This is a genomic window from Streptomyces sp. NPDC028289, assembly GCF_055565975.1.
In genome coordinates this window covers 440,958-465,020 of record NZ_JBVHTI010000001.1, presented here as the reverse complement: position 1 = coordinate 465,020, position 24,063 = coordinate 440,958, and the positions used below count along the sequence as shown (strand labels likewise).

Below are 24,063 nucleotides of genomic sequence, written 5' to 3'. Positions count from 1 at the left end.
CTCGGGGGCCGTGTCGATGCGCAGCTTCGGTGCGTGGGCGCGGCCGGCCCCCACCGACCCGCAGGTGCCACCCGACCCGTCAGCCCCCGAACGAGAACACGACGAGCGCCGCAGTCGCCGCCGTCTCCGCGAGCGCCCCGAACACGTCCCCGGTCACCCCGCCGAACCGCCGTCGGCAGTGCCGCAGCAGCCCGTCCGTCGCGGCCTCGGCCGCCACCACCGCGAGCAGCGCCCGCAGGCTGTCGCCCGCCCCCACCAACGCCCCGGCACCGGCCGCCAGCAGCATCACCGCGAACGTGACCACGGTCGCCGCCACCTTGGGCACCACCCCGGCCACCGTCGCCCCCAGCCCCTCGGGACGGGCGGCAGGCACCCCCTCCACCGCGGCCAGCGTCAGCGCCAGCCGGGCCACCGTCGCCGCGACGACCGCCGCCAGGGCACCCCGCTGCCACCCGCCGCCGTACGCCTGGGCCAGCGCGGCCACCTGCCCGAGCAGGACGAAGACGAGGGTGACGACCCCGAACGGCCCGATGTCCGACTGCTTCATGATCCGCAGGGCGTCCTCGGCGGGCTTGCCGCTGCCCAGGCCGTCGGCGGTGTCGGCGAGGCCGTCCAGGTGCAGGCCGCGGGTGAGCACGGCCGGTACGGCGACCGCGGCGACCGCGGCCACCAGCGCGCTCGCCCCGGCCGCCAGCAGCAGCGCGCCGACCGCCCCCGCGCAGGCGCCGACCGCGAGGCCGGCCAGCGGAGCGGACAGCATGCCGCCGCGGGCCGCCTCGCGGTCCCAGCGGGTGACCTTCACGGGGAACACGGTGAGCGTGCCGAAGGCGAAGCGGACGCCGTCGAGCCAGGGAGTCGCAGAGGTCACAGCCACCGGCGCAGGTTACCTGGTGGTCAGGAGGCCGCGGCCCGGCCGGACTTCGGGTGAGGTGCGCCGCCGGGGATAAAGTGCGCACATGGGACATTGGCTGCAGCGGAACATCATCGAGCCGGGCAAACTCCCGCTGCTGCTCGCCCTGACCGCCTTCGTCCTGACCTTCGTGATCACACGGGTCGTCACCCGGCTGATCCGCGCCGGAAAGGGCCCGTTCGGCAACGTGAAGGCGGGCGGGCTGCACATCCACCACGTGGTCCCCGGCGTCGTCCTCGCCGTCGTCGGCGGCTTCGGCGCGGTCGCCAGTTCCCGCAACGGCCTCGGCGCGGCACTCGCCGCGATCGTCTTCGGGATCGGCGCGGGGCTCGTCCTCGACGAGTTCGCGCTGATCCTGCACCTCGGCGACGTCTACTGGACCGAGGAGGGGCGCAAGAGCGTCGAGGTCGTCGTCATCACGGCCGCGCTGGTGGGGCTGCTGCTCGCCGGTTTCTCGCCGTTCGGCGTCAACGACCTCTCGCCGGACGAACTCCAGGACCGGGGGACCGTCATCGCGAACGTCGTGGCCAACTTCGTCTTCTCCCTCGTCGCCCTGAGCAAGGGCAAGGCGCGGACCGCGATCTTCGGGGTGATCGTGCCGCTGGTCGCGATCGTCGGCGCGGTCCGCCTCGCCCGCCCCGGCTCGGCCTGGGCCCGCCGCTTCTACGGCAACCGGCCGCGCGCCCGGGCCAGGGCCCGGCTGCGCACCTACCACCACGACCGCCGCTGGTCCCGGCTCACCCTGACCCTTCAGGACTGGATCGGCGGCAGGCCCGACCGCCCCGAACCGCTGCGGCTGCCCGGCCACGGCCCCGGACCCGACCCCGGCCACCGGTGACGCCACCGGCGCCACAGCCGCCGCCCCGCCGGCGCGGCCGCGCACAGCACCGCCACGCTCGCGATGGCCGCCAGGTGCTCCTTTCCGGCCAGGTTGTCCTTCAGCGCCACCTCGACCGCTATCGCGGCCGCCACCGCGCAGGTGGTGACGTAGGCGCCGTACCGCCAGCCCAGGTAGACCGCGAGCCCGACGACGGCGGCCGAGGGCCCGGTGTCCACCACCCGGGCGTCCGAGGCCGGCAGCCCCGGCGGGCCGTGCGGCCCCAGTGCGATGCCCATCCGCGCGTACAGCGTGCCGGCGAGGGTCGCCACGTACGCGATGACCAACGTCCGCGACCAGCCCAGGCACACCTCGGCGATGCCGAAGACCACCAGGATCTGGAGCAGCGAGCCCCACACCGGCAGGTCCAGCGCCGGCACGAACAGCGACAGGGGAGTGCGCAGCAGGGCCGCCCGGAGCGGGTCCGCGGCACGCACCGCTCCGACGTCCTGCACGAGGCGGTAGCCCCACGGCTGGTTCTGCGTGAACTGCAGCATCGCGGTCAGGCTCACCGCCCCGACCGTCATCGGCACCGCCCGCAGCCGGCGCTTCGCCAGCGGGCCGCGCACGGTGGCGTACAACAGCCCCCACTCGGCGCGGGCCCAGCGGGCGAGCGGCGTCATGCGGTGGTCCTCATCCCTGCGCTTCTCTCTGCGCGTCCAGGTGCCGCCGGTGCAGCCACTTCGGCAGCCCCGGCGCCTCCAGAAACCCCTCCGCGCGCGCCGACGCCAGGCCGATGCGCGGAAGGTCCGCGCTCTTCTCGAAGAGCAGGAACCGGGGTTCCCAGATGGGCCGGTACTTGGCGTTGGCCCGGTACAGGGACTCGATCTGCCACCACCGGGAGAAGAAGCTCAGCAAGGACCTCCACAGCCGCAGCACCGGCCCGGCGCCGAGCCGCGCACCACGTTCGAAGACCGAGCGGAACATTGCGAAGTTGAGCGAGACCTGCGTGATCCCGATCTCCCCGGCACGCCGGAGCAGTTCGATGACCATGAACTCCATCAGCCCGTTGTCGGAGTCCCGGTCCCGCCGCATGAGATCGAGGGACAGCCCGCCCGGCCCCCACGGCACGAAGGAGAGCAGGGCCCGCAGCTCCCCCTCCCCGTCCGTGCACTCCAGCATCACGCACCGCCCGTCACGGCCGTCCCCGAGCCGCCCCAGCGCCATGCTGAAGCCGCGCTCGGTGGCCCCGTCCCGCCAGTCGTCCGCGCGCCGGATCAGGTACGACATCTCGTCCGCCGGGATGTCCTCATGACGGCGGATCCGCACCTTGTACCCCGCCCGCCCGACCCGGTTGTACGCCTGCCGGACGGTCCGCATCGCCCGCCCCTCCAGCGTGAACTCGGCGACCTCGACGATCGCCTCGTCGCCGAGCTCCAGCGCGTCGAGACCGTGCCGCGCGTACACGGTCCCGGCCTCTTCGCCCGCCCCCATCACCGCCGGGATCCACCCGTGCGCCCGCGCCTCGCCGAGCCACGGCACGATGGCCCCCGGCCATGCCTCCGGATCCCCGATCGGATCCCCGGAGGCGAGCGACACCCCGCCCACCACCCGGTACGCGACCGCCGCCTTCCCGGTGGGCGACCACACGACACTCTTCTCCCGCCGCAACGCGAAGTACCCGAGCGAGTCCCGCTCGCCGTGCCGCTCCAGCAGGGCCCGCAGCTGTTTCTCGTCGTCCTCGGTGATCGGGTCGACCGCGCGGCGGGAGCGGAAGGCGGCGTAGAAGACGGCGAGCACGAGGAGCGTGCTGAGCACGTTGATGACGACGTTCACCCAGTTGGGCGGCGCGATGTACGGGAACCGGGAGGGGTCGGCGGCGACCGACACCAGGCGCAGGGTGCCGTAGTGCCAGCGCTCCGCAAACGTCGAACGCGTGGCGTGCGGCGCCTGGTCGGTGACGGTCACGAGGAGGGCGGCGAGCAGTGAGGCGACGAGACCGCCGCCGACGGCGACGGTGGCGGCGAGGCGCGGGTTCGACCGGTCGCCCTTCGCGTAGAACTCCCGCCGCCCGACGAGCAGGGCCACGACGAAGGCGGCGGTCAGCACGATCGAGATCCAGTTCTGCGCGTACCGCCTGATCTCCGGGAACGCCATGGCGAACGCGAACAGCGCGAGGAAGAGCCCGCTCAGCACCAGGTTGAGGATCCACGCGGCCCGCTTGCGGCGCCGCATCGTGATCGCGAGGAACGCGGTGAACACACCGGAGGCGAAGCCGGCCGTCAGCAGGTACGGCGTGAAGAAGTTCTCCTGGTTGTGCCGCCGCACGTCCTGCCCCAGCGAAACCCACACCGCGCTGAGGAAATTGACGAAGGCGACGGCCCGCAAATACCACACGGCAAAGGCGGCGGCCCGCTGGGAAACCCCGGCACCCCGCCGCCCCGGCCCACGTCCATCACACCGCTCGACGGCAATTCGGACATCTCCCATGGAGAGCGATCATATGGGCGTCCTCGCGCCAAACCCCGCCGCACGCACCCTTTTCCGTCGGACGCGCGCGTGCGCCGCGGGTCCCGGCGCCCCTCAAGGGGCGCTGCCGTTCCGGCCGTAACCCGTCGGCCCGCTACTCCTCCGGCTTCTCCTCGGCTTCGGGCTTCTCCGGCAGCTCCGCCGCCAGGGCCGCCGCGGCCTGGACCAGTGGCAGGGCCAGCAGGGCGCCCGCGCCCTCGCCGACCCGCACGCCCTGTTCCAGCAGCGGCTCCAGGGCCATCCGGTCCAGCGCCTTCGCCTGCCCCGGCTCCCCGCTGTTGTGACCGGCCAGCCACCAGTCCGGCGCCCGGAACGCGATCCGCTGCGCGACCAGCGCACACGCGGCCACCACCACCCCGTCCAGCACCACCGGCAGCTTCCGCACCGCCGACTGCAGCAGGAACCCGGTCATCGCCGCGAGGTCGGCCCCGCCGACCGTCGCGAGCAACTGCAACTGGTCCCCGAGCACCGGCCGCGCCCGCCGCAGCGCGTCCCGGATCGCCGCGCACTTCCGCATCCACGCGAGGTCGTCGATGGGGAGCCCGCCGCGCCCGGTCACCACGGACGCGTCCGTCCCGCACAGCGCCGCAACCAGGACGGAGGCCGCCGTGGTGCCGCCGACGCTGACGTCGCCGAGGACCACCAGATCGGTCCCCGAGTCCGCCTCCGCGTCGGCCAGCGCGACGCCCGCCCGGAAGGCCTCCTCGGCCTCCTCCAGGGTCAGCGCGTCCTCGATGTCGATACGGCCGCTGCCGCGCCGCACCCGGTGCCGCACGACCTCCTCGGGCAGCGCCTCCGGGTCGCAGTCCAGCGCCATGTCCACGATCCGCACCGGCACCCCGAGCTGCCGGGCCAGGACCGCCACCGGACTGGCCCCTTCCAGGACCGCCCGCACCAGCAGCTCCGCGCTGCCCGCGGGCCGGGCGGAGACGCCGAGTTCGGCGACGCCGTGGTCACCGGCGAAGAGCAGGACCCGAGGCCGTTCCACCGGCCGTACCGGTACCGAACCCTGCGCGGCGGCCAGCCACTCGCCCAGGTCGTCGAGGCGGCCCAGCGACCCGGGCGGCACGGTCAGCCGCTCCCGGCGCGCCTCGGCGTCACGGCGCACACCGCCGTCGGGGCGCTCGATCAGATCGGTGAAGTCGTCGAGATTAAGCGAGCTCATTCGCCGAACAGTACCGGCACCGAACCAACGGTTGGATGCCAGATCGCCGGCACACCCGCACGGCGCCTTGGCAGGCAAGATCGGTATCCCATACGTTCCGGTTTGCAGTGGATTGCGTTCAGGGAGTACTGGGAGCACAGGGAGCCGCCCATGCCGCCGCGCACGCCCGAACTCGCCCCGGGCCCCGACCGGTTCCACGAGCCGCGCCGCGAGGACTGCCCCTGGTGCGGCTCCAGGCGCCTGCGCACTCGCCTGCGCACGCCCGACCTCCTCCACCACCGGCCCGGCACGTTCACCGTCGACCAGTGCCGGGACTGCGCCCACGCCTTCCAGAACCCCCGGCTGTCCCCGGCGGGCCTCGCCCGCTACCACCGGGACTTCTACGACGGCCGCCTGGAGGACTACACCGACCGCCTCCACACCACCCGCGCCGGCCGCCGCCGGCACCGCGCCGCCGCCCGCGTGATGCTCGCGCTGCCGGAGCCGGAGAGCTGGCTGGACGTCGGCACGGGCCACGCCCACTTCCCGCGCGCGGCGAAGGAACTCTTCGCCTACACCTCGTTCGACGGCCTCGACCCGACCCTCCGCGTGGGGCGCGCCCAGACCGAGGGGCACATCGAGGAGGCCCACTGCGGCTACCTGGCCACGCCGGAGGTGCTGGCCCGCCTGCGCGCCCGCTACGACGTCGTCAGCATGTTCCACCACCTGCAGCACACCCCCGACCCGCGCGCCGAACTCCGCGCCGCCCTCACGGCGCTGCGACCCGGCGGGCACGTCCTCATCGACGTCCCGAACCCGCGCAGCGCGTTCGCCAGGCTCCTCGGCAAGTGGTGGATCCCCTACGGCCAGCCCCGGCACCTGCACCTGATGCCGCTGGACAACCTCCGGGCGGAGCTGGAGTCCCAGGGCTGCGAGATCCTCGGAACCGACCGGAAGTCGCCCCACGTGCCGTACGACATCTCGGCGGCGCTCGGCCTGGTCCTGGGACGGCTCCTGCCGAAGCGGTGGCTGCGGGTGGCCGCGCCGCTGGTCGCCGTGGTGGCCGCGCTGGACCATGCTCTCGCGCCGTTGCTGCGCCGGACGCCGTTCTCGAACGCGTACCGGATCGTCGCGAGAAAGGGGCGCTGACGGCCGGTCGAGCAACTGCGGGCCGGTGGGGGCTTGTCGCGCAGTTCCTCGCGCCCCTATGGGGCGCGCTGTCCAGCCGTGTCTCATAGGGCCGCGGGCAGTCGTGCCTCCCCCAGTGCCTCAAGGGCCTGGGAGGTGCCCCCAGGGCGGCACGGGAGGGCGCTGGGGGTCCCCCCCGGCCGAAGGCTGGGGGAGGCACCCTGCCGGCGCCGGTGAGCGTCCTCACCCACCGGCCCCCGCCCCCCACTACCTCAGCACCACCACCTGCCCCGCCACCACCAGCACCACCTGCTCGCACTCGCTTGCGAACGCCGCGTTCAGCCGCCCCAGTTCATCCCGGTACCGCCGCCCCGACGCCGTGGCGGGCACGATGCCCGACCCCACCTCGTTGGAGACGGCGACCACCGTGCGCCGACTCGCCCGCACCGCTTCCGTCAGCTCCCGCACCCGCTCCCGCAGGGCCTTCTCCCCGCCCGACGCCCACTCCGTGTCGTCCCACGCCTCGACGGAGTCCATCGCGTCCGTCAGCCACAGCGACAGACAGTCGATCAGCAACGCCGGTCCGTCCTGTGCCAGCAACGGCACGAGGTCGCACGTCTCCGTCGTACGCCAGGAGCCCGGCCGCCGCTCCCGATGCGCGGCCACCCGGGCCGCCCACTCGGTGTCCCCGCCCCGGGTACCGCCCGTGGCGACGTACAGCACGTCGGGGAAGGACTCCAGCCGCCGTTCGGCCTCCACGGACTTCCCCGACCGGGCCCCGCCCAGCACCAGCGTCCGGCGCGGTACGTCCGGCACGTCCTCGTACACCCCCACCGTCAACGTCGTCCCGTCCGGCACCGCCCGCGCCCCGGCCGCCGCCAGCCGCCGGCGCAACTCCGGGCCGGGCGGCACGTCGTGGCCGAGATGGACGGCGACGACATCCGTGGTCGGCCCGACCGAGCCGACAGCCCGCAGCCGCGCCAGCGCGTCCGGCCGGCCGACGACGTCGAGGAGCACCAGGTGGTACGAGTCCGCGCTCCCGTTCTCCAGCCCGGCCTGGGACCCGCCCGGCGGCAGGTACAGCAGCCGCTGCCCGTCGGGGCCGGTCACCGCGTACCCGGTGCCGCCCGCGTCCATCGCCACCGCCCGCACCCGATGCCCCGTCAGCAGGGCCAGTTCCCGCCCGTCCGGCACCCGGCCCGGCTGCGGCAGCCCGGCCGGCACCTCGACGGCGGGCCCGTCGTGCGGATGCGACAGCAGCACCTGCCGTACCCCGCCGAGGGACAGCCCGGCCCGGGCCGCCGCGAACGCCGCCCCCGGCGTCAGATCGAGCAGCAGCGTCCCGTCGACGAGCACCGCGGTGGCGGCCCGCGCATCCTCCCCGACGGCACACGCACAAGCCGCGCAGGGACAGCCGGGCCGAGGCAGCCCCGCAGGAGCACCGGTACCGAGCAAAGTCACTTCCACGCCCTGATTTTCACCCGTCCCAACGGTTCTCGCTTCAGCGGCGTCCAGTAGGGCGCGCCCCCGAAGGGGGTGCGGGGCTGTATTCGACTCGCGGCTGCCGCCGCGTGGGCGCGACCAGCCTCCACCGGCCCCGCACATGCCCCACAACCAGCGGAGTTTTCAGCGGCGCCCTTATACGATGCACCAGTTGGATCAAAGGAGGCCTACATGGCGGCATGGACATGGCGGTTCGAGAAGGCCGACGGGACGGAGGTCCAGCCCGCGGTGGAGCCCGAGGAGTTCACCACGCAGGGCGACGCCGAGTCGTGGATCGGCGAGCAGTGGAAGGCACTGCTGGCCGGCGGCGCCGACCAGGTGCGGCTCTTCGAGGACGCCACCGAGATCTACGGCCCGATGAGTCTGCACGCGGACGAGTCCTGAGACGTACCGGCTGGGGCGGCCCTCGCCGGCCGCCCCGCCGGTCACCGGGTCACTGCTCGCCCAGCGTCACGTCCACCGTCCTGCTGACGCCGTCCCGGCTGTAGGTCACCGTCGTCTTCTTCCCCGGCCGTTCCGGGGCGAGCGACTCGGCCAGTGAGGTGATGGTGGTGATGTCGTCGGAACCCACCTTGGTGATGATGTCCCCGGGCCGGATGCCCGCCCTGTCGGCCGCGTCGCCGTGCTTCACGGTCACCACGGCCACCCCGGCCGGCTGGTAGTTCACGTCGACGACCGTGCGCCCGGCGATGCCCAGCGCGGCCCGCCCCGAGTCGGTGACCTTCCCCTGCTTGATGATCTGGTCGGCGACCGTCGTCACCATCGACCCCGGGATGGCGAACCCGATCCCGGGCGCCGCGCTGCCGCCGAGGTCGGGGTCGCTCGCGGCGAGCGTGGGGATGCCGATGACCTGGCCGTCCAGGTTGACCAGGGCGCCGCCGCTGTTGCCGGGGTTGATGGCCGCCGAGGTCTGCACCATGTTGGGGATGGTGGCGCCCGTACCGCCGCCCGCGGGGTTCTCGCTGACGGTCCGTCCGGTCGCCGACACGATGCCCTCGGTCACGCTGGACGACAGCCCGAGCGGCGATCCCATGGCCAGCGTGATCTGCCCGACCTGGACCTTCTCGGTGTCCCCGAAGGTGGCCGCCTTCAGCCCTTCCGGGATCTTGTCGAGCCTGATCACCGCCAGGTCCTGCTGGGGGTAGGAGTACACCAGCGTCGCGGTCAGCGGTTCCTCGGTGCTGGCGGTCGTCACCTTGAACCTCTTCTCGTTCCCCACGACGTGCGCGTTGGTGACGATGTGTCCGTCGCCGTCGTAGACCACGCCCGAGCCCAGGTCGTTGCTGGCCTGGATCTGCACGACCGACGGCAGGACCTCCCTGATCACCTTCTGGTACTGGTTCTGCAGGTCCCTCGCCGCCAGCGGGACGGCCGCCGCCTGCGCGGCCCGGGCGGCCGAGGCGTCCACGGCCGCGTCGTCGTCGAAAGGGGAGCATCCGGAGACGAGGGCGAGGCAGCAGGAACCGAGCACGGCGGCCGTACGCAGGGTCCGGCGGGCGGGGGAAGCGTCCATGCCCCGAGTCTCGCCGCGGCGGTGACGCTCCGGCTCGCGCTGCTGGCCCGAACGAGCGGCACCGGGTGAGGTGCGGTCAGCCGCGGACCCCGCACAGGTGCAGCAGCGCCGCGACCGACCGGTACGGATCCGTCCGCCCGGCCCGCTCCTCCACCGCGAGCAGCGTCTCCAGGTCGGCCGGCGCATCGGCGTCGTCCGCGGCGGTGTCCGTGAACACCCGCACGCCGTACCAGCACTGCAACGGCGCGCCGATGCCGGCGAGGGCGCCGGTGAGGGCGCTCAGCCGGTCGGCCCGGACGTCCAGGCCGAGGCGATTGCGGTAGGAGACGGTGTCGAAGGACTCCAGGGCACCCGCCCAGTCACCGCTCAGCCCCGGCCGCATGGCCAGCGCGTCGGCGTTGCGCACCACCAGCGACAGCAGCCCGCCCGGGGCCAGCATCCGGGCCAGCCCGGCGAGCAGCGCGTCCGGCTCCGCGACGTACATCAGCACCCCGTGGCAGAGCACCACGTCGAAGCTGCCCGGCAGGAAGTGGACGCCGGTGTCCCGCCCTTCCCCCTGGACGATCCGCACCCGCTCGCGGATGCCCTCCGGCTCGGCGGCCAGCGCCGCCCGCGCGGCCGCGACCATCGTCGGCTCCCGCTCCACACCGGTCACCTGGTGCCCGGCCCGGGCCAGCCGCAGCGCCTGCGTGCCCTGGCCCATCCCCACGTCGAGCACCCGCAGCCGCTGCCCGACCGGGAACCGCCCGGCTATCTGCTCGTCGAGCTGACGGGCCACCAGCTGCTGCCGTACGACATCACGCAGCCCGCCCAGCTTGTTCAGCCAGGCTGCTGCCGCACCCCCGGAGAAAGGCTCCGCGCTCAGGGCCGCTCTCCGCGCTTGACCTGCGGCTTGGGCAGCCGGAGCCGGCGCATCTGCAGGGAGCGCATCAGGGCGTACGCGACGGCGCCCTTCTTGTTCTGGTCGGGGAAGCGCTCGGCGAGGCGCCCCCGCAGCCGCAGCCCGCTGATCACCGCGTCGAGCACGATCAGCACGATCACGACCAGCCACAGCAGCAGCGCGATGTTCTTGATCGCCGTGTTGTTGACCACGCTCATGACCAGGATGACCACGGCCAGCGGCAGGAAGAACTCCGCCACGTTGAAACGCGAGTCGACCCAGTCACGGGCGAACCTGCGGACCGGGCCCTTGTCACGGGCCGGCAGATACCGCTCGTCGCCGGTGGCCAGCGCCTGGCGCTGCCGCTCCATGGCGGCGCGCCGGTCGTCGCGCTGACGCTTGGCGGCGTCCTTGCGCGTCGTCGGCGTGTTGGCCACGCTGCGCCGCTGGGTCTGGGCCTCACTGCGCTTGGGCGTGGGCCTGCCCTTGGGGGCCTGCGGGTCACGGGTCTGCTTGGAGTCGGTCACGACCGCCTTGTCGGCGGGGGCCTTCTCATCCTTGGCACGGCTACGGAACACAAAACCCAAGGGTACGGGGTCACGGGGTGTGGGCCCTAGTCCGGCGGGGAACGATCCCGCAACGCCAGTCGTCTCCATGGGGGGACAGAGGGGACGTTGCAGGCGCTTCGCTCAGGGGGACCCTCTCCTACCTGTGCCGGAGCGGAGCTGTCGGTAGTCGTCCTTGGGGATGAGCGCATCGGTCCCCGAACAGTGCGGTAATGGAGGCAGGGCCCGTACTGTGGGTTCTGTCGCAGGATCTGTGAGCTGGAGTCCGTCAGAAGGGGGCGCGCGAAGCCCATGAGCGGTGTCATGAAGCGTATGGGGATGATCTTCCGCGCGAAGGCGAACAAGGCCCTGGACAGGGCCGAGGACCCGCGCGAGACCCTCGACTACTCGTACCAGAAGCAGCTCGAACTGCTGCAGAAGGTCCGCCGCGGCGTCGCCGACGTGGCGACCAGCCGCAAGCGGCTCGAACTCCAGCTGAACCAGCTCCAGCAGCAGTCCACCAAGCTGGAGGACCAGGGCCGCAAGGCGCTCGCGCTCGGCCGCGAGGACCTCGCCCGCGAGGCGCTCTCCCGTCGCGCTGCCCTCCAGCAGCAGGTCACCGACCTGGAGACGCAGCACGCCACCCTCCAGGGCGAGGAGGAGAAGCTCACCCTCGCGGCCCAGCGCCTCCAGGCCAAGGTGGACGCCTTCCGCACCAAGAAGGAGACCATCAAGGCCACCTACACCGCCGCCCAGGCCCAGACCCGCATCGGCGAGGCCTTCACCGGCATCTCCGAGGAGATGGGCGACGTCGGCCTCGCCATCCAGCGCGCCGAGGACAAGACGCAGCAGCTGCAGGCCCGCGCCGGCGCCATCGACGAGCTCCTCGCCTCCGGCGCCCTGGACGACCCGACCGGCACGGCCAAGGACGACATCGCCGCCGAGCTGGACCGCCTCTCCGGTGGTACGGATGTGGAGCTGGAGCTGCAGCGCATGAAGGCCGAGCTCGCCGGAGGATCGCCCCAGCAGGCGATCGAGGGCGGCACCGGCCAGGGCCAGCAGTCGCAGCAGCCGCAGGACACCCCGCGCTTCGACAAGCAGTAGCCGACGCCTGGAGGGCGACATGGCCGACATGGTCGTGAGGATCATGGGGGAGGGCCAGGTGAGGCTGGCCGACAGCCACCTCACCGAACTGAACAAGCTGGACGACGAGCTCCTCGCGGAGACCGAGTCCGGCGACGAGGCAGCCTTCCGCCGCACCCTGTCCGCCCTCCTGGACAAGGTCCGGGAACTGGGCACTCCGCTCCCGGACGACGCCCTGGAACCCTCGGACCTGATCCTCCCGTCCCCGGACGCGACCCTGGAGGGGGTCAGGGCACTGCTGCGGGACGACGGTCTGATTCCGGGCTGACGGTTGGGAAACAGTTCGACCGGCGCGTGAGGACGAAGGCCGGTGAACACCCCTTCCAGCCCGTCCGGCGTTTGAGGACGAGGCCGTTCAGGCCGAAGCGGGGGTCCGGGGGCGGCAGCCCCCGGGGAGGGTGCCGCAGCGGGCCGAACCGACAGTTCCGGCCCGCACGAACCAGCCGTACTGTTCACAAGGTGAGCACCTTCGAAAGAGCCCGCTGCAGAGCCGGCGCCCACCCGCTCGCCGTGGACGCGGTCATCGCCGCGGGCGCCCTCGTCTGCATGGTCGTCAGCTCTTTCGCGGTGCCGCACGGCGCGCACGGCGTCGCCTGGGGCATCCGCACCCCGGATCCCCTCAGCCTGCTGCTGATGACGCTCGCCGCCGCGGCCCTGGTCTTCCGCCGGTACGCCCCGAAGACGGTCCTGGCCGTCACCGGCGCCGCCTCCGTCGTGGAGTGCGTCACCGGCGACCCCCGCGCCCCCGTCGCGATGGCGGCCGTGGTCGCCCTGTTCACCGTCGCCGCCACCACCGACCGCCGCACCACCCTGCGGGCCGGCCTGCTCACCATGACCGTGCTGACCACCGCCGCGATGGTCGCGGGCCCCCTGCCGTGGTACGCCCAGGAGAACCTCGCGATCTTCGCCTGGACCGGTATCGGCGCCACCGCCGGGGACGCCGTCCGCAGCCGGCGCGCGGTCGTCCAGGCCATCCGCGAGCGTGCCGAACGCGCCGAGCGGACCCGTGAGGAGGAGGCCCGCCGCCGGGTCGCCGAGGAGCGGCTGCGCATCGCCCGTGACCTGCACGACGTCGTCGCCCACCACATCGCCCTGGTCAACGTGCAGGCGGGAGTCGCCGCGCACGTCATGGACAAGCGGCCCGACCAGGCCAAGGAAGCGCTCGGCCACGTCCGCGAGGCCAGCCGCTCCGCGCTGAACGAACTGCGCGCCACCGTCGGCCTGCTCCGCCAGTCCGGCGACCCCGAGGCGCCCACCGAACCCGCCCCCGGCCTGCACGTCCTCGACGAGCTCGCCGACACCTTCCGCAACGCCGGCCTCCAGGTCGAGGTCGCCCGCGCCGACCAGGGCACCACCCTGCCGGCCGCCGTCGACCTGGCCGCCTACCGGATCATCCAGGAGGCCCTGACCAACGTGCAGAAGCACGCCGGACCCGACGCCAAGGCCGAGGTCAGCGTCGTACGGGTCGGACCGCACATCGAGGTCACCGTCCTCGACAACGGCTCCGGCGAGGACACCGCCCCAGAGGAGGGCGGCGGCCACGGCCTGCTCGGCATGCGGGAGCGCGTCACCGCCCTGCGCGGCACCCTCACCACCGGCCCCCGCTACGGCGGCGGTTTCCGCGTCCATGCGATCCTGCCGGTCAAGACCGACACCGACGACCGTACGAGCGATCGTACGAACGGCCGTACCAGGAACCGTACGGCCGCCCTGGGGGATTCCGTATGACGATCCGTGTCCTGCTCGCCGACGACCAGGCACTGCTGCGCAGCGCGTTCCGGGTGCTCGTCGACTCCGAGTCCGACATGGAGGTGGTCGGCGAGGCCTCCGACGGCGCCGAGGCGGTGGCACTGACCCGGGAGCGGGCGGCCGACGTCGTCCTGATGGACATCCGGATGCCCGGCACGGACGGACTGGCCGCCACCCGGCTGATCAGCGCCGATCCCTCCCTCGCGCACGTCCGCGTCGTGATCCTCACGACCTTCGAGGTGGACGACTACGTGGTCCAGGCGCTGCGCGCGGGCGCCTCCGGCTTTCTCGGCAAGGGCAGCGAACCCGAGGAACTCCTCAGCGCCATCCGCGTCGCCGCCGGCGGCGAGGCGCTGCTCTCCCCGACGGCCACCAAGGGGCTGATCGCCCGCTTCCTCGCCCAGGGCGACCTCGGCGACGACGGTCGCGACCCGGCCCGCAGCGAGCGCCTCGACGCGCTCACCTCACGCGAGCGCGAGGTCCTGGTCCAGGTCGCCGGCGGGCACTCCAACGACGAGATCGCCGAACGCCTCGAGGTCAGCCCGCTGACCGTGAAGACGCACGTCAACCGGGCCATGGCCAAGCTGGGCGCGCGGGACCGGGCCCAGCTCGTGGTGATCGCGTACGAGTCGGGGCTGGTCCGCCCGAGGATGGACTGATCTCCACCCGGGCGTACTGCGGGCGGAGTAGGAGCCGGATAGGGGAACGGCACCCAGGGCCTACGTGAGCAGGGCCTTCGATGGGTGAGGGTGGTGCGGTGGGCACTCACAGGTGCCCCGTCCGCTTCTCACAGCAGCTCACTGCAGCTCACCGAAAAGAGACCCTGACCCATGTCCTGGCTGTCCAGATTCAGCCTCGCGCAGCGGGCCCTGATAGGCCTCATCTCCCTGATCGCGCTCGTCTTCGGGGCGATCGCCATCCCCCAGATCAAGCAGCAGCTGCTGCCGACCATCTCCCTGCCCATGGTGTCGGTCATCGCCCCGTACCAGGGAGCGGCGCCCGACGTCGTCGAGAAGCAGGTCGTCGAGCCGATCGAGAACAACCTCGAAGGCGTCGACGGAGTCACCGGCGTCACCTCCACCGCGAGCGAGGGCAACGCCGTGATCATGGCGTCCTTCGACTACGGCAACGACACCAAGCAGCTGGTGGCCGACGTCCAGCTGGCCGTCAACCGCGCCCAGCTCCCGGACGACGTCGACCCGCAGGTCATCTCCGGCTCCACGGACGACATGCCGGCCGTGGTGCTCGCCGTCAGCTCCGGCAAGGACCAGCAGGCCCTCGCCGACCAGCTCGACAAGACGGTCGTGCCGGACCTGAAGAACATCGACGGCGTCGGCCGCGTCCAGGTCACCGGCGTCCGGGACCTCCAGGTCGACGTCACCCCCGACGACGCGGAGCTGGCGAAGGCGGGTCTCACCTCCGCCGCCCTCGCCCAGTCGCTCCAGGCGGCCGGCGCGACCGTCCCGGCGGGCTCCTTCGACGAGGACGGCGCCAACCGCACCGTCCAGGTCGGCGGCGGTCTCACCTCGCTGCAGCAGATCAGGGACCTGATGGTCACCGGGCAGGGCGTGAAGAAGCCCGTGCGCCTCGGCGACGTGGCCACGGTGAAGGAGCAGGAGGCCCCGGCCGACTCCATCACCCGCACCGACGGCCGTCCCAGCCTCGCCGTCAACGTCACCATGGACCACGACGGCAGCGCGGTCTCCATCTCGAACGCGGTCAAGGGCAAGCTGCCGAAGCTGCGTCAGGACCTCGGCTCCGGCGCCACCCTCACCGTCGTCAGCGACCAGGGCCCGGCGGTCTCCAAGTCCATCAAGGGCCTGACCACCGAGGGCGCCCTCGGTCTGCTCTTCGCGGTCCTGGTCATCCTGGTCTTCCTGGCCTCGGTCCGCTCGACCCTGGTGACGGCCGTGTCCATCCCGCTGTCGGTGGTCCTCACGCTGATCGTGCTGTGGACCCGCGGCCTCTCCCTCAACATGCTCACCCTCGGCGCGCTCACCATCGCCATCGGCCGGGTCGTCGACGACTCGATCGTGGTCCTGGAGAACATCAAGCGCCACCTCGGCTACGGCGAGGAGCGCAGGTCCGCCATCCTCGGCGCGGTCCGCGAGGTGGCCGGCGCGGTCACCTCCTCCACCCTCACCACGGTCGCCGTCTTCCTGCCGATCGGCCTGGTCGGCGGCATGGTGGGCCAGCTGTTCGGCCCCTTCAGCCTCACGGTCACCGCGGCCCTGCTGGCGTCCCTCCTGGTCTCCCTGACGGTCGTGCCCGTCCTGTCCTACTGGTTCCTGCGCGCCCCGAAGAGCACCCCCGAGGACGCCGAGGAGGCCCGCCGCAAGGCCGAGGAGAAGGAGGCGAACAGCCGCCTCCAGCGCCTCTACGTCCCCGTCCTGCGCTTCGCGACCCGGCGCCGTCTCACCAGCGTGCTGATCGCGATCGTGGTCCTGGTCGTCACGTTCGGCATGTCCGGGCTGCTGAAGACCAACTTCTTCGACCAGGGCGACCAGGAGGTCCTCACCGTCAAGCAGGAGCTGAAGCCCGGCACCAGCCTGGCCGCGACCGACGCCCAGGCGAGGAAGGTCGAGAAGCTGCTCGGCTCCATCGACGGCGTCAAGGACTACCAGGTCACGGTCGGCTCGTCCGGCTTCATGGCGGCCTTCGGCGGCGGCACCGACACCAACCAGGCGTCGTACTCGGTGATGCTGGACGACGCGAAGTCGTACGACCGGGTGCAGAGCGCCATCGAGAACGGCCTGCACGAGCTGTCCGGTATCGGCACCACGACGGTGTCGGCCGGTGACGGCTTCGGCAGCCAGGACCTGAGCGTCGTCGTGAAGGCGGCCGACGGTGACGTGCTGCGCAAGGCTTCCGAGCAGGTCCGGTCCGCGGTCGCGGGGCTGGACGACGTCACCGACGTCACCAGCGACCTGGCGCAGAGCGTGCCGCGCATCTCCGTGAAGGCCAACTCCAGGGCCGCGGCCGCCGGGTTCGACGACCAGACGCTGGGCGCCGCCGTCACCCAGGCGGTGAAGGGCACCACGGCCGCGAAGGCGACCCTCGACGACACCGAGCGGGACGTCGTCGTCAAGTCCGCCAAGCCCGCCGAGACCCTCGCCCAGTTGCGGGCGCTCAAGCTGGGCCCGGTGAAGCTCGGCGACATCGCCACCGTGAAGCTGGTGGACGCCCCGGTGTCGATGACCCGGATCGACGGCCAGCGCGCCGCGACCATCAGCGCGAAGCCCACCGGCGACAACACCGGCGCGGTCAGCACCCAACTCCAGTCCAAGATCAAGGCGTTGAAGCTCCCGGCGGGCGCGACGGCCTCGATCGGCGGGGTCACCTCGGACCAGGACAGCGCGTTCAAGAACCTGGGCCTGGCGATGCTCGCGGCGATCGCGATCGTCTTCATGCTGCTGGTCGCGACCTTCCGGTCCCTGGTCCAGCCGCTCATCCTGCTGGTCTCCATCCCGTTCGCGGCGACCGGCGCGCTCGGCCTGCTGGTCGTCACCGGCACCCCGATGGGCGTCCCCGCGATGATCGGCATGCTGATGCTGATCGGCATCGTGGTGACCAACGCGATCGTGCTGATCGACCTCGTCAACCAGTACCGCGGGCAGGGATACGGCGTCGTCGAGGCCGTGATCGAGGGCGGCCGGCACCGGCTGCGCCCGATCCTCATGACGGCCCTGGCGACGATCTTCGCCCTCCTCCCGATGGCTCTGGGCGTCACCGGCGAGGGCGGCTTCATCGCCCAGCCGCTGGCGGTGGTCGTGATCGGCGGTCTGATCACCTCCACCCTGCTCACGCTGCTGCTCGTGCCGACGCTGTACGCGATGGTCGAACTCCGCAAGGAGCGCCGGGCCGGGAAGCGGGCCGCGAAGAAGGGCCTGCCGCCCGCGGATTCCACCCCGGCGACCGAGGAACCGGAGCCCGCGGCCGTGTGACGGCCCCGGCCGCCGGTTCCCGACCCACCCCCGGGAACCGGCGGCCGACCCTGGACGCCCGGCCACCGGCCCCGGGCCTCGGCCGCCAACCCGGCCACCGATCGTCCGCCACCGGCGTTCCGTATGCTGGCGCCGCGAACTGCCGGTCGTGGAAGGGGAATCGACGTATGCCGCTGCACAAGGACGATCCACGGTCCCTGGGCGGCTACAAGCTGGTCGACCGGCTGGGGGCCGGCGGCATGGGCATCGTCTACCGGGGCCGGTCGCGTTCCGGGCGCGAGGTCGCGGTCAAGGTGGTGCACGCCCAGTACGCCGAGGACCCCGTCTTCCGCGCCCGGTTCCGGCAGGAGATCGAGGCCGCCCGCCGGGTCAGCGGTGCCTTCACCGCCCCCGTCCTGGACGCCGATCCGGACGCCCGGGCACCCTGGATGGCCACCCAGTACGTCCCCGGCCAGTCCCTCGCCGCCCGCATCCGCGCCCATGGCGCCCTCCGTGTCGCCGAGTTGCGCCCGCTGGCCCTCGGCCTGGTGGAGGCGCTGCGGGACATCCACCGGGCCGGGATGGTGCACCGCGACCTGAAGCCGGCCAATGTCCTGATGGCCGACGACGGCCCGCGCGTCATCGACTTCGGCATCTCCCGCGCGGCCGAGAACCACAACACCCTCACCGAGACCGGGCAGATGGTCGGCACCCCGCCGTTCATGTCCCCGGAGCAGTTCACCGACGCGCGTACGGTCGGTCCCGCCTCCGACGTCTTCTCGCTCGGCGCGCTGCTGGTCTACTGCGTCACCGGACGCGGCCCCTTCGACGCCGACAGTCCCTACCTGACCGGCTACCGGGTGGTCCACAACGAACCCGTGCTGGACGGCGTCACCGGCCCGCTGCGCGCGGTCCTGGAGCGCTGCCTGGCCAAGGACCCCGCCGACCGGCCCGAACTCGACGACCTCTCCCGGGAGTTCGCGGCGGCCCTGCCGGAGCCGGACCCCGGCGAACCGGAGACGATGACCCTGCGGCTGCCGTGGGCCCGGCCCCTCGACGCCGGAGCCGTGCCGGCCGACGCGACGCCCGGTCCGGGGGCCGACCTCGACCGCACGACCGGCACCGGCTCCGGCCGCCGCCGGATCCGGAGCCGCCGTACCCTCTGGGCGGCGGTCGGCACGGTGGGCGCGCTGACCCTGGGGCTGCTGTGGTACATCCGGTTCGGACCGGGTTTCGTCGGCGACCCCCGGACGGCGAACTCCTCCGCGGCCTCCCGCTGGGCCGCGGTCCCCGCCGGCTGGCAGCCCTGGCAGACGACGGTGTACAAGCCGGCGGACCGGGGCGAGGTCAAGGCGCTCGGCACGCCGGCGGAAGGCCAGTCGGACTGCCTGAGCCAGGGCGACGGCGTCTACTGCGGAGGCCACGGCGTCCTGCCGGTCCGGCTGGACGGCCGGACCGGCAGGACCCTCTGGCGTGCCGCGCTCGCGGCGCCGGGCGACGATCCCAGCCGGTACGACTCCTGGGTCCTCGGGGTGTACGACGGCACGGTCCTCGTCCGGGAGACCCTCACCGAGGACGGTGCCGAGACCAACCCGACCTTCATCGTCGCCCTCGACGCGACGAGCGGCTCGCAACTGTGGATCCGCAAGGTCAACGACGAGAACGTCGACCTGATCATGGCCGGTGACGTGGTGCTCACCGCAGAGAGCGACGGGCGGACGGTGACGGCCCGTTCCCCGCGCACGGGCAGGGCCCGCTGGGCCATGACACTTCCGGCCCGCACCTACTGCACGTTCCTGCCGGCCGGAACCGACGTGTACGCGCAGTGCTTCCCCACCGAGCAGAACGCCAGGTACTCCTCGCTCCTGCAGCTGGACCGCGCGGCCGGAACGGTCCTCGCCCGTCGGCAGATCCCCTTCGAGAGCGGCTTTCTCGGCATCGTCGACGGCCATCCGGCCATGGTCCTGGCCGACGAGGAGAGCGGCTCGACGTCCCTGCAGGACTCCAGGTTCGCCAAGATCCTCCTGACGGACCCGACGACCGGCGGTCGGACGACGACGAAGCTCGCGAAGACCTACGAGGGCTCGGTGACGCTCGCCTCGGACACCCTGTGGATCACGGGCGCGAACGGCGAGGTGGCGGCGGTCTCCCCGCTGACCGGCAAGGAACTCTGGCACACCCGCACCAGCGTGGAGAACTCCGGTTCCCCGACGTACGACTCCCGCACCCACACCCTCTACCTGGCCAGTCCCAGCGGCCGGGTGGCAGCCCTGGACAGCCGCAAGGGCACCCTCCTCTGGGAGACGTCCCCTCGGGTCGGCACGGCCTCGACGGGCGACGCGTCCGATCCCAAGGCGCTCCTCTACGGAGGCGTGGTGACCGTCATGACCCCCAACGGCACGCTCTTCAGCCTCGACCCGGCGCACCCCGAGCGGAAGTCCGGCTCGGGGTGACGCACGGGCCGTACGGCTACGGCAGCGCCAGCATCCGCTCCAGGGCCAGCTTGGCGAACGCCTCGGTCTCCTGGTCGACCTCGATCCGGTTGACCAGGTTGCCCTCGGCCAGCGACTCCAGGGTCCAGACCAGGTGGGGGAGGTCGATGCGGTTCATGGTGGAGCAGAAGCAGACCGTCTTGTCGAGGAAGACGATCTCCTTGCCCTCGGGGGCGAAACGGTTCGCGAGACGGCGGACCAGGTTCAGTTCGGTGCCGATCGCCCACTTGGAGCCGGCCGGGGCGGCCTCGAGGGCCTTGATGATGTACTCCGTCGAGCCGACGTAGTCGGCGGCGGCCACGACCTCGTGCCGGCACTCCGGGTGGACCAGCACGTTGACGCCCGGGATGCGCTCGCGCACGTCGTTGACCGAGTCCAGCGAGAAACGGCCGTGCACCGAGCAGTGGCCGCGCCACAGGATCATCTTCGCGTCGCGCAACTGGTCGGCCGTGAGGCCGCCGTTCGGCTTGTGCGGGTTGTAGACCACGCAGTCGTCCAGGGACATGCCCAGGTCCCGGACGGCGGTGTTGCGCCCCAGGTGCTGGTCGGGCAGGAACAGCACCTTCTCGCCCTGCTCGAAGGCCCACTCCAGCGCGCGCTGCGCGTTGGACGAGGTGCAGATGGTGCCGCCGTGCTTGCCCGTGAACGCCTTGATGTCCGCGGACGAGTTCATGTACGAGACGGGGACCACCTGCTCGGCTATCCCGGCCTCGGTCAGCACGTCCCAGCACTCGGCGACCTGCTCGGCCGTGGCCATGTCGGCCATGGAGCAGCCGGCCGCGAGGTCGGGGAGGACCACCTTCTGGTCGTCCGAGGTCAGGATGTCGGCGGACTCGGCCATGAAGTGCACACCGCAGAACACGATGTACTCGGCCTCCGGGCGGGCGGCGGCGTCCCGGGCCAGCTTGAAGGAGTCGCCCGTGACGTCGGCGAACTGGATGACCTCGTCGCGCTGGTAGTGGTGGCCGAGCACGAAGACCTTGTCGCCGAGCTTCTCCTTGGCCGCGCGGGCACGCGCGACCAGGTCCGGGTCGGACGGCGAGGGCAGGTCGCCGGGACACTCGACACCCCGCTCGCTCTTCGGGTCGGCCTCACGGCCGAGCAGCAGCAGGGCGAGCGGACTCGGCTGTACGTCGAGCTCCGTGGTCTGGGCGGTGGTCACGACACGCACCCTTTCTACTTTTCGTCGTTCTGACGCTATCTATCATAACCGCTTCACGTCACTTTGACGATGGCCATAGCGTCGATGTGACATCAATCCCGGCGCCGAACGGGAGGGTGGCCACCGGGTGGACGCCGGGTGGTCGCCTCGTGTGCAGGTCGCCGTGGGTGACCACCGCGACTGCTGTGCGTCACTGCGGGCATGTGCGAGCATGAAGAGGTAGGAAAAACGCGAGAACGCGCCTGCCGGCCCGGAATGAATCAGCCGACCCGCCGGTTGCACTCGTCGGCAAGCAGTCTCCGTACAACCCGGGAGAGATGTAGATGTCCGTATCGGACGAGACCAGCACCGCCACCGACGGCATCATCCTGAGCGACGCCGCCGCGGCCAAGGTCAAGGCCCTGCTCGACCAGGAAGGCCGTGACGACCTCGCCCTGCGCGTCGCCGTCCAGCCCGGTGGCTGCTCCGGCCTGCGCTACCAGCTCTTCTTCGACGAGCGTTCCCTCGACGGCGACGTCGTCAAGGACTTCGGCGGCGTCAAGGTCGTCACCGACCGCATGAGCGCCCCGTACCTGGGCGGCGCGTCGATCGACTTCGTCGACACCATCGAGAAGCAGGGCTTCACGATCGACAACCCGAACGCGACCGGCTCCTGCGCCTGCGGCGACTCCTTCAGCTGAGCCGAAGGGCTCAACAGGAAGGCGGCGGTCCCTCGCGATGAGGGGCCGCCGCCTTCGTGTCTGCGCTCAGCCCAGCTGCGGGCTCAGCGTCGTCGCCTTCTCCTTCGGGACGGCCCTGCCGTCCGTGCCGACCACCTTCCGGCCGTCCAGCGGCGCGGCCAGGCGCACCGCCTGGTGGTACTGCTTGGCGATCATCACGCAGATCTTGTCCGGCCAGGGCGTCGCGGTCACCTTCACCACCACCTGCTCCGGGCTCTCCTCCGCCGTCACCTTGTAGTCGGCGCACACCCCGCCGGTGAACGCGACGACCAGCTCGCGGTCGTCGGTCGTGTACCCGTCCACCTTCACGTCCTTCGTGCTCCCCGCAGAGGCGCTCGCACTCGCACTTGCACTCGCACTTGCCGAGGGCGCCGGCGTCGAGGAGGAGGCCAGGTACTTCGGGTCCACCGCCGGATAGGTCACGGTGTACGAGTCCGCCGCCCCCCGCACCTTGAACAGCCAGGACGGCACCAGCGCCTGCCGCCCGGCGACGGACTGCGCGGCGAGCCCGAACACCGCCTTCTCGATCACGGCGGACGACGCGGACGGCGTCGACGCGGTGCACGGCTGCTCCAGCCGGTCCTTCAGCGGTACGGAACTGGCGCAGCCGCCGATGCCCATCCGGTGGTCGGAGCGCGGCGCCGCGTTCATCAGCTCCAGCGTCTTCGCGGCGCCCAGCACCGGATACGTGTCGCCCTTGGCCGGCGCCGCGAGCATCCCGTTGCCGCCGACCACCTCGCCCTGCTTGCTCACGGTCAGCCCGGTCGTCCAGCCGTACGTCGGCAGCCCGCCGACCACCGGATCGGCGTTCACCACCCGCTGGGCGCCCATGACCTGGCTCGCGTCGAGCTTCGCGGCGTCCTGGCCGAGCGCCTTCAGCACCGGGGCCGCCGCCTTCTCGGCGTCGCCGACGCTCACCGGGTCACCGGCCGGCGCCACCGGGTCCTGCGCGCACACCAGGCCGCTCTTGCAGTTGTCGGTGCCCGGGGCGTAGCGGCTGTACGTCCAGATGCCGGGGGCGGCCCGGTTCACCTGGAGACTCCCGCCCGAGCCGTCGTTGTCGGTGCCCACCTTCCAGACCTGGCCCTCGGCCACCGGGTTCCCCTCGATCCCGAGCGCCTTCGCCAGCGCGGCGACCCGGTCCTTGGAGACCTCGCCGGAAGGCTGGTACACGGTGGCCGAGCCGGGGCCGGCGGGGAGCGTTCCGCTCGCCTTGTACGTCACGCCGTAGGGATTGGGCTCGCCCGGGGCAATGCCGTTGCCGCCGGAGGAGTAGCCGTCCAGAGCGAGGGGCGGGGGAGTGGAACCGCCGGAGGCGCCGGTGGTCGTACCGGAGCCGGAGCCCGTGTTCGCGGCGAGGTAGGCACCACCTCCGCCGACCAGGAGGACGGCGGCGGCCACGGAGGCGATGACGAGGGCGGGGGAGCGGCGGCGGGGAGCGAGGTCGTCGGTCTCGGGACCGGTACCGGCTTCGGCCTCGGGCGTCCCGTGAGCCTCAGGAGCGTCGGGGGCATCGGGAAGCACCGCCGCTTCCGGCTCGGCGGGGGGCTCCGTGGGCTCGGCGACGGTCTCGGCGGCCGGGGCCGTCTCGGCGGCCGGGGGCACGTCCGGCTCGGGGGCTTCCTCGGGCTCCGGAACCTCCTCTACGGCGCCCTCGGCGGACTCCGCGGTGGCCTGCGCTTCGGTACCGGCGTCGGTATCGGCGTCGGCGGCCACCCCGGCATCGGCAGCCTTCGGCGACTCCGTGGCCCGCCGGGCCTCGGGGGGCTCCCCGGTGCTGCCCGCGGCCGCGTCGTCGTCGTTCTCGGGTCGCTCGCTCTTCACCGCATAGCTCCTTGCCGTGTCGTATCCCGCCTCCCCTTCACGGGGGACGGCGATGGGACGCGGGAGGGGAGCGCGCGGTTCC

At 72.4% G+C, this 24,063-nt stretch carries 20 protein-coding genes; 10 read left to right on the top strand and 10 right to left on the bottom strand.

All coding sequences use genetic code 11. The features are described from left to right. Nucleotides 1–79: 79 nt before the first annotated feature. On the bottom strand, nt 80–874 hold the full coding sequence (locus ACZ4UV_RS02130; protein ID WP_467835363.1) for an adenosylcobinamide-GDP ribazoletransferase: 795 nt from the start codon (nt 872–874) through the stop codon (nt 80–82). An 82-nt stretch (nt 875–956) separates the two neighbouring features. On the opposite strand from ACZ4UV_RS02130, the gene ACZ4UV_RS02125 reads away from it, so the two are divergent. Next, entirely contained in the window at nt 957–1,748 is a 792-nt protein-coding gene (locus tag ACZ4UV_RS02125; protein WP_451021864.1) for a hypothetical protein, read from the top strand. Here the strand turns inward: ACZ4UV_RS02125 and ACZ4UV_RS02120 are convergent. From ACZ4UV_RS02120 to cobT, 3 genes are all read right to left on the bottom strand, one after another. Then, nucleotides 1,661–2,410: a hypothetical protein gene (locus ACZ4UV_RS02120; RefSeq protein ID WP_467835360.1), complete on the bottom strand. Its 750-nt coding sequence runs from the start codon at nt 2,408–2,410 to the stop codon at nt 1,661–1,663. The two genes, ACZ4UV_RS02125 and ACZ4UV_RS02120, sit on opposite strands and share 88 nt — an antisense overlap. Nucleotides 2,411–2,420: 10 nt before the next feature. Then, entirely contained in the window at nt 2,421–4,217 is a 1,797-nt protein-coding gene (locus tag ACZ4UV_RS02115) for a phosphatidylglycerol lysyltransferase domain-containing protein (RefSeq protein WP_467835357.1), read from the bottom strand. 133 nt (nt 4,218–4,350) lie between these two features. Next, the gene (gene cobT, locus ACZ4UV_RS02110; protein ID WP_467835355.1) at nt 4,351–5,421 is read right to left on the bottom strand and encodes a nicotinate-nucleotide--dimethylbenzimidazole phosphoribosyltransferase; all 1,071 of its coding nucleotides are present in this window, start codon (nt 5,419–5,421) and stop codon (nt 4,351–4,353) included. A gap of 150 nt (nt 5,422–5,571) precedes the next feature. Between cobT and ACZ4UV_RS02105 the strand changes: the two genes are divergently transcribed. Further along, entirely contained in the window at nt 5,572–6,549 is a 978-nt protein-coding gene (locus ACZ4UV_RS02105; protein WP_467835353.1) for a class I SAM-dependent methyltransferase, read from the top strand. Nucleotides 6,550–6,795: 246 nt separating this feature from the next. Here the strand turns inward: ACZ4UV_RS02105 and ACZ4UV_RS02100 are convergent, their stop codons facing one another. After that, the gene (locus ACZ4UV_RS02100; protein WP_390037973.1) at nt 6,796–7,995 is read right to left on the bottom strand and encodes a bifunctional adenosylcobinamide kinase/adenosylcobinamide-phosphate guanylyltransferase; all 1,200 of its coding nucleotides are present in this window, start codon (nt 7,993–7,995) and stop codon (nt 6,796–6,798) included. 207 nt (nt 7,996–8,202) lie between these two features. On the opposite strand from ACZ4UV_RS02100, the gene ACZ4UV_RS02095 reads away from it, so the two are divergent. Further along, nucleotides 8,203–8,415, top strand: coding sequence for a hypothetical protein (locus tag ACZ4UV_RS02095; protein ID WP_093503930.1), 213 nt, complete (start codon nt 8,203–8,205; stop codon nt 8,413–8,415). A 49-nt stretch (nt 8,416–8,464) separates the two neighbouring features. On the opposite strand, the gene ACZ4UV_RS02090 is transcribed toward ACZ4UV_RS02095, so the two are convergent. The 3 genes from ACZ4UV_RS02090 to ACZ4UV_RS02080 form a co-directional block, all read right to left on the bottom strand. Then, the gene (locus tag ACZ4UV_RS02090) at nt 8,465–9,544 is read right to left on the bottom strand and encodes a S1C family serine protease (RefSeq protein ID WP_451019208.1); all 1,080 of its coding nucleotides are present in this window, start codon (nt 9,542–9,544) and stop codon (nt 8,465–8,467) included. A 76-nt stretch (nt 9,545–9,620) separates the two neighbouring features. Further along, nucleotides 9,621–10,322, bottom strand: a complete 702-nt coding sequence (locus ACZ4UV_RS02085; protein WP_467835350.1) for a class I SAM-dependent methyltransferase — start codon at nt 10,320–10,322, stop codon at nt 9,621–9,623. Nucleotides 10,323–10,405: 83 nt separating this feature from the next. Then, nucleotides 10,406–11,080, bottom strand: a complete 675-nt coding sequence (locus tag ACZ4UV_RS02080; protein ID WP_390037979.1) for a DUF3043 domain-containing protein — start codon at nt 11,078–11,080, stop codon at nt 10,406–10,408. A gap of 201 nt (nt 11,081–11,281) precedes the next feature. Here ACZ4UV_RS02080 and ACZ4UV_RS02075 point away from each other — a divergent pair, with 201 nt between their 5' ends. The 6 genes from ACZ4UV_RS02075 (at nt 11,282) to ACZ4UV_RS02050 (ending at nt 20,237) form a co-directional block, all read left to right on the top strand. After that, complete coding sequence (locus tag ACZ4UV_RS02075; RefSeq protein ID WP_093503936.1) at nt 11,282–12,073, top strand: PspA/IM30 family protein; 792 nt, start codon at nt 11,282–11,284, stop codon at nt 12,071–12,073. Between the two features lie 28 nt (nt 12,074–12,101). Next, on the top strand, nt 12,102–12,380 hold the full coding sequence (gene pspAA, locus ACZ4UV_RS02070) for a PspA-associated protein PspAA (RefSeq protein ID WP_467836475.1): 279 nt from the start codon (nt 12,102–12,104) through the stop codon (nt 12,378–12,380). 191 nt (nt 12,381–12,571) lie between these two features. Next, entirely contained in the window at nt 12,572–13,840 is a 1,269-nt protein-coding gene (locus tag ACZ4UV_RS02065) for a sensor histidine kinase (RefSeq protein ID WP_467835347.1), read from the top strand. Continuing rightward, on the top strand, nt 13,837–14,520 hold the full coding sequence (locus ACZ4UV_RS02060; protein ID WP_351490341.1) for a response regulator transcription factor: 684 nt from the start codon (nt 13,837–13,839) through the stop codon (nt 14,518–14,520). The genes ACZ4UV_RS02065 and ACZ4UV_RS02060 overlap by 4 nt, the downstream gene beginning before the upstream one ends. A gap of 171 nt (nt 14,521–14,691) precedes the next feature. Then, complete coding sequence (locus ACZ4UV_RS02055; protein WP_467835345.1) at nt 14,692–17,805, top strand: efflux RND transporter permease subunit; 3,114 nt, start codon at nt 14,692–14,694, stop codon at nt 17,803–17,805. A gap of 167 nt (nt 17,806–17,972) precedes the next feature. Further along, a complete protein-coding gene (locus ACZ4UV_RS02050; RefSeq protein WP_467835343.1) occupies nt 17,973–20,237 on the top strand; it encodes a protein kinase domain-containing protein in 2,265 nt (754 codons plus the stop codon). Nucleotides 20,238–20,253: 16 nt separating this feature from the next. On the opposite strand, the gene nadA is transcribed toward ACZ4UV_RS02050, so the two are convergent. Further along, complete coding sequence (gene nadA / locus ACZ4UV_RS02045) at nt 20,254–21,438, bottom strand: quinolinate synthase NadA (RefSeq protein ID WP_451022086.1); 1,185 nt, start codon at nt 21,436–21,438, stop codon at nt 20,254–20,256. Nucleotides 21,439–21,761: 323 nt separating this feature from the next. Here nadA and ACZ4UV_RS02040 point away from each other — a divergent pair, with 323 nt between their 5' ends. Further along, the gene (locus ACZ4UV_RS02040) at nt 21,762–22,118 is read left to right on the top strand and encodes an iron-sulfur cluster assembly accessory protein (RefSeq protein WP_030951236.1); all 357 of its coding nucleotides are present in this window, start codon (nt 21,762–21,764) and stop codon (nt 22,116–22,118) included. 66 nt (nt 22,119–22,184) lie between these two features. Here ACZ4UV_RS02040 and ACZ4UV_RS02035 read toward each other — a convergent pair whose 3' ends face one another. After that, nucleotides 22,185–23,981 (bottom strand): hypothetical protein, encoded by a 1,797-nt coding sequence (locus ACZ4UV_RS02035; protein ID WP_467835340.1) that lies wholly within the window; start codon nt 23,979–23,981, stop codon nt 22,185–22,187. Nucleotides 23,982–24,063 lie beyond the last annotated feature (82 nt).

Bases quoted from the DNA above. Each gene is read 5' to 3' on its own strand.
- ACZ4UV_RS02125 (WP_451021864.1), top strand. From the start codon at position 957: ATGGGACATTGGCTGCAGCGGAACATCATCGAGCCGGGCAAACTCCCG.
- ACZ4UV_RS02120 (WP_467835360.1), bottom strand. From the start codon at position 2,410: ATGACGCCGCTCGCCCGCTGGGCCCGCGCCGAGTGGGGGCTGTTGTAC.
- ACZ4UV_RS02080 (WP_390037979.1), bottom strand. From the start codon at position 11,080: ATGGAGACGACTGGCGTTGCGGGATCGTTCCCCGCCGGACTAGGGCCC.
- cobT (WP_467835355.1), bottom strand. From the start codon at position 5,421: ATGAGCTCGCTTAATCTCGACGACTTCACCGATCTGATCGAGCGCCCC.
- pspAA (WP_467836475.1), top strand. From the start codon at position 12,102: ATGGTCGTGAGGATCATGGGGGAGGGCCAGGTGAGGCTGGCCGACAGC.
- ACZ4UV_RS02095 (WP_093503930.1), top strand. From the start codon at position 8,203: ATGGCGGCATGGACATGGCGGTTCGAGAAGGCCGACGGGACGGAGGTC.
- ACZ4UV_RS02075 (WP_093503936.1), top strand. From the start codon at position 11,282: ATGAGCGGTGTCATGAAGCGTATGGGGATGATCTTCCGCGCGAAGGCG.
- ACZ4UV_RS02115 (WP_467835357.1), bottom strand. From the start codon at position 4,217: ATGGGAGATGTCCGAATTGCCGTCGAGCGGTGTGATGGACGTGGGCCG.
- ACZ4UV_RS02040 (WP_030951236.1), top strand. From the start codon at position 21,762: ATGTCCGTATCGGACGAGACCAGCACCGCCACCGACGGCATCATCCTG.
- ACZ4UV_RS02055 (WP_467835345.1), top strand. From the start codon at position 14,692: ATGTCCTGGCTGTCCAGATTCAGCCTCGCGCAGCGGGCCCTGATAGGC.
- ACZ4UV_RS02050 (WP_467835343.1), top strand. From the start codon at position 17,973: ATGCCGCTGCACAAGGACGATCCACGGTCCCTGGGCGGCTACAAGCTG.
- ACZ4UV_RS02105 (WP_467835353.1), top strand. From the start codon at position 5,572: ATGCCGCCGCGCACGCCCGAACTCGCCCCGGGCCCCGACCGGTTCCAC.
- ACZ4UV_RS02060 (WP_351490341.1), top strand. From the start codon at position 13,837: ATGACGATCCGTGTCCTGCTCGCCGACGACCAGGCACTGCTGCGCAGC.
- ACZ4UV_RS02090 (WP_451019208.1), bottom strand. From the start codon at position 9,544: ATGGACGCTTCCCCCGCCCGCCGGACCCTGCGTACGGCCGCCGTGCTC.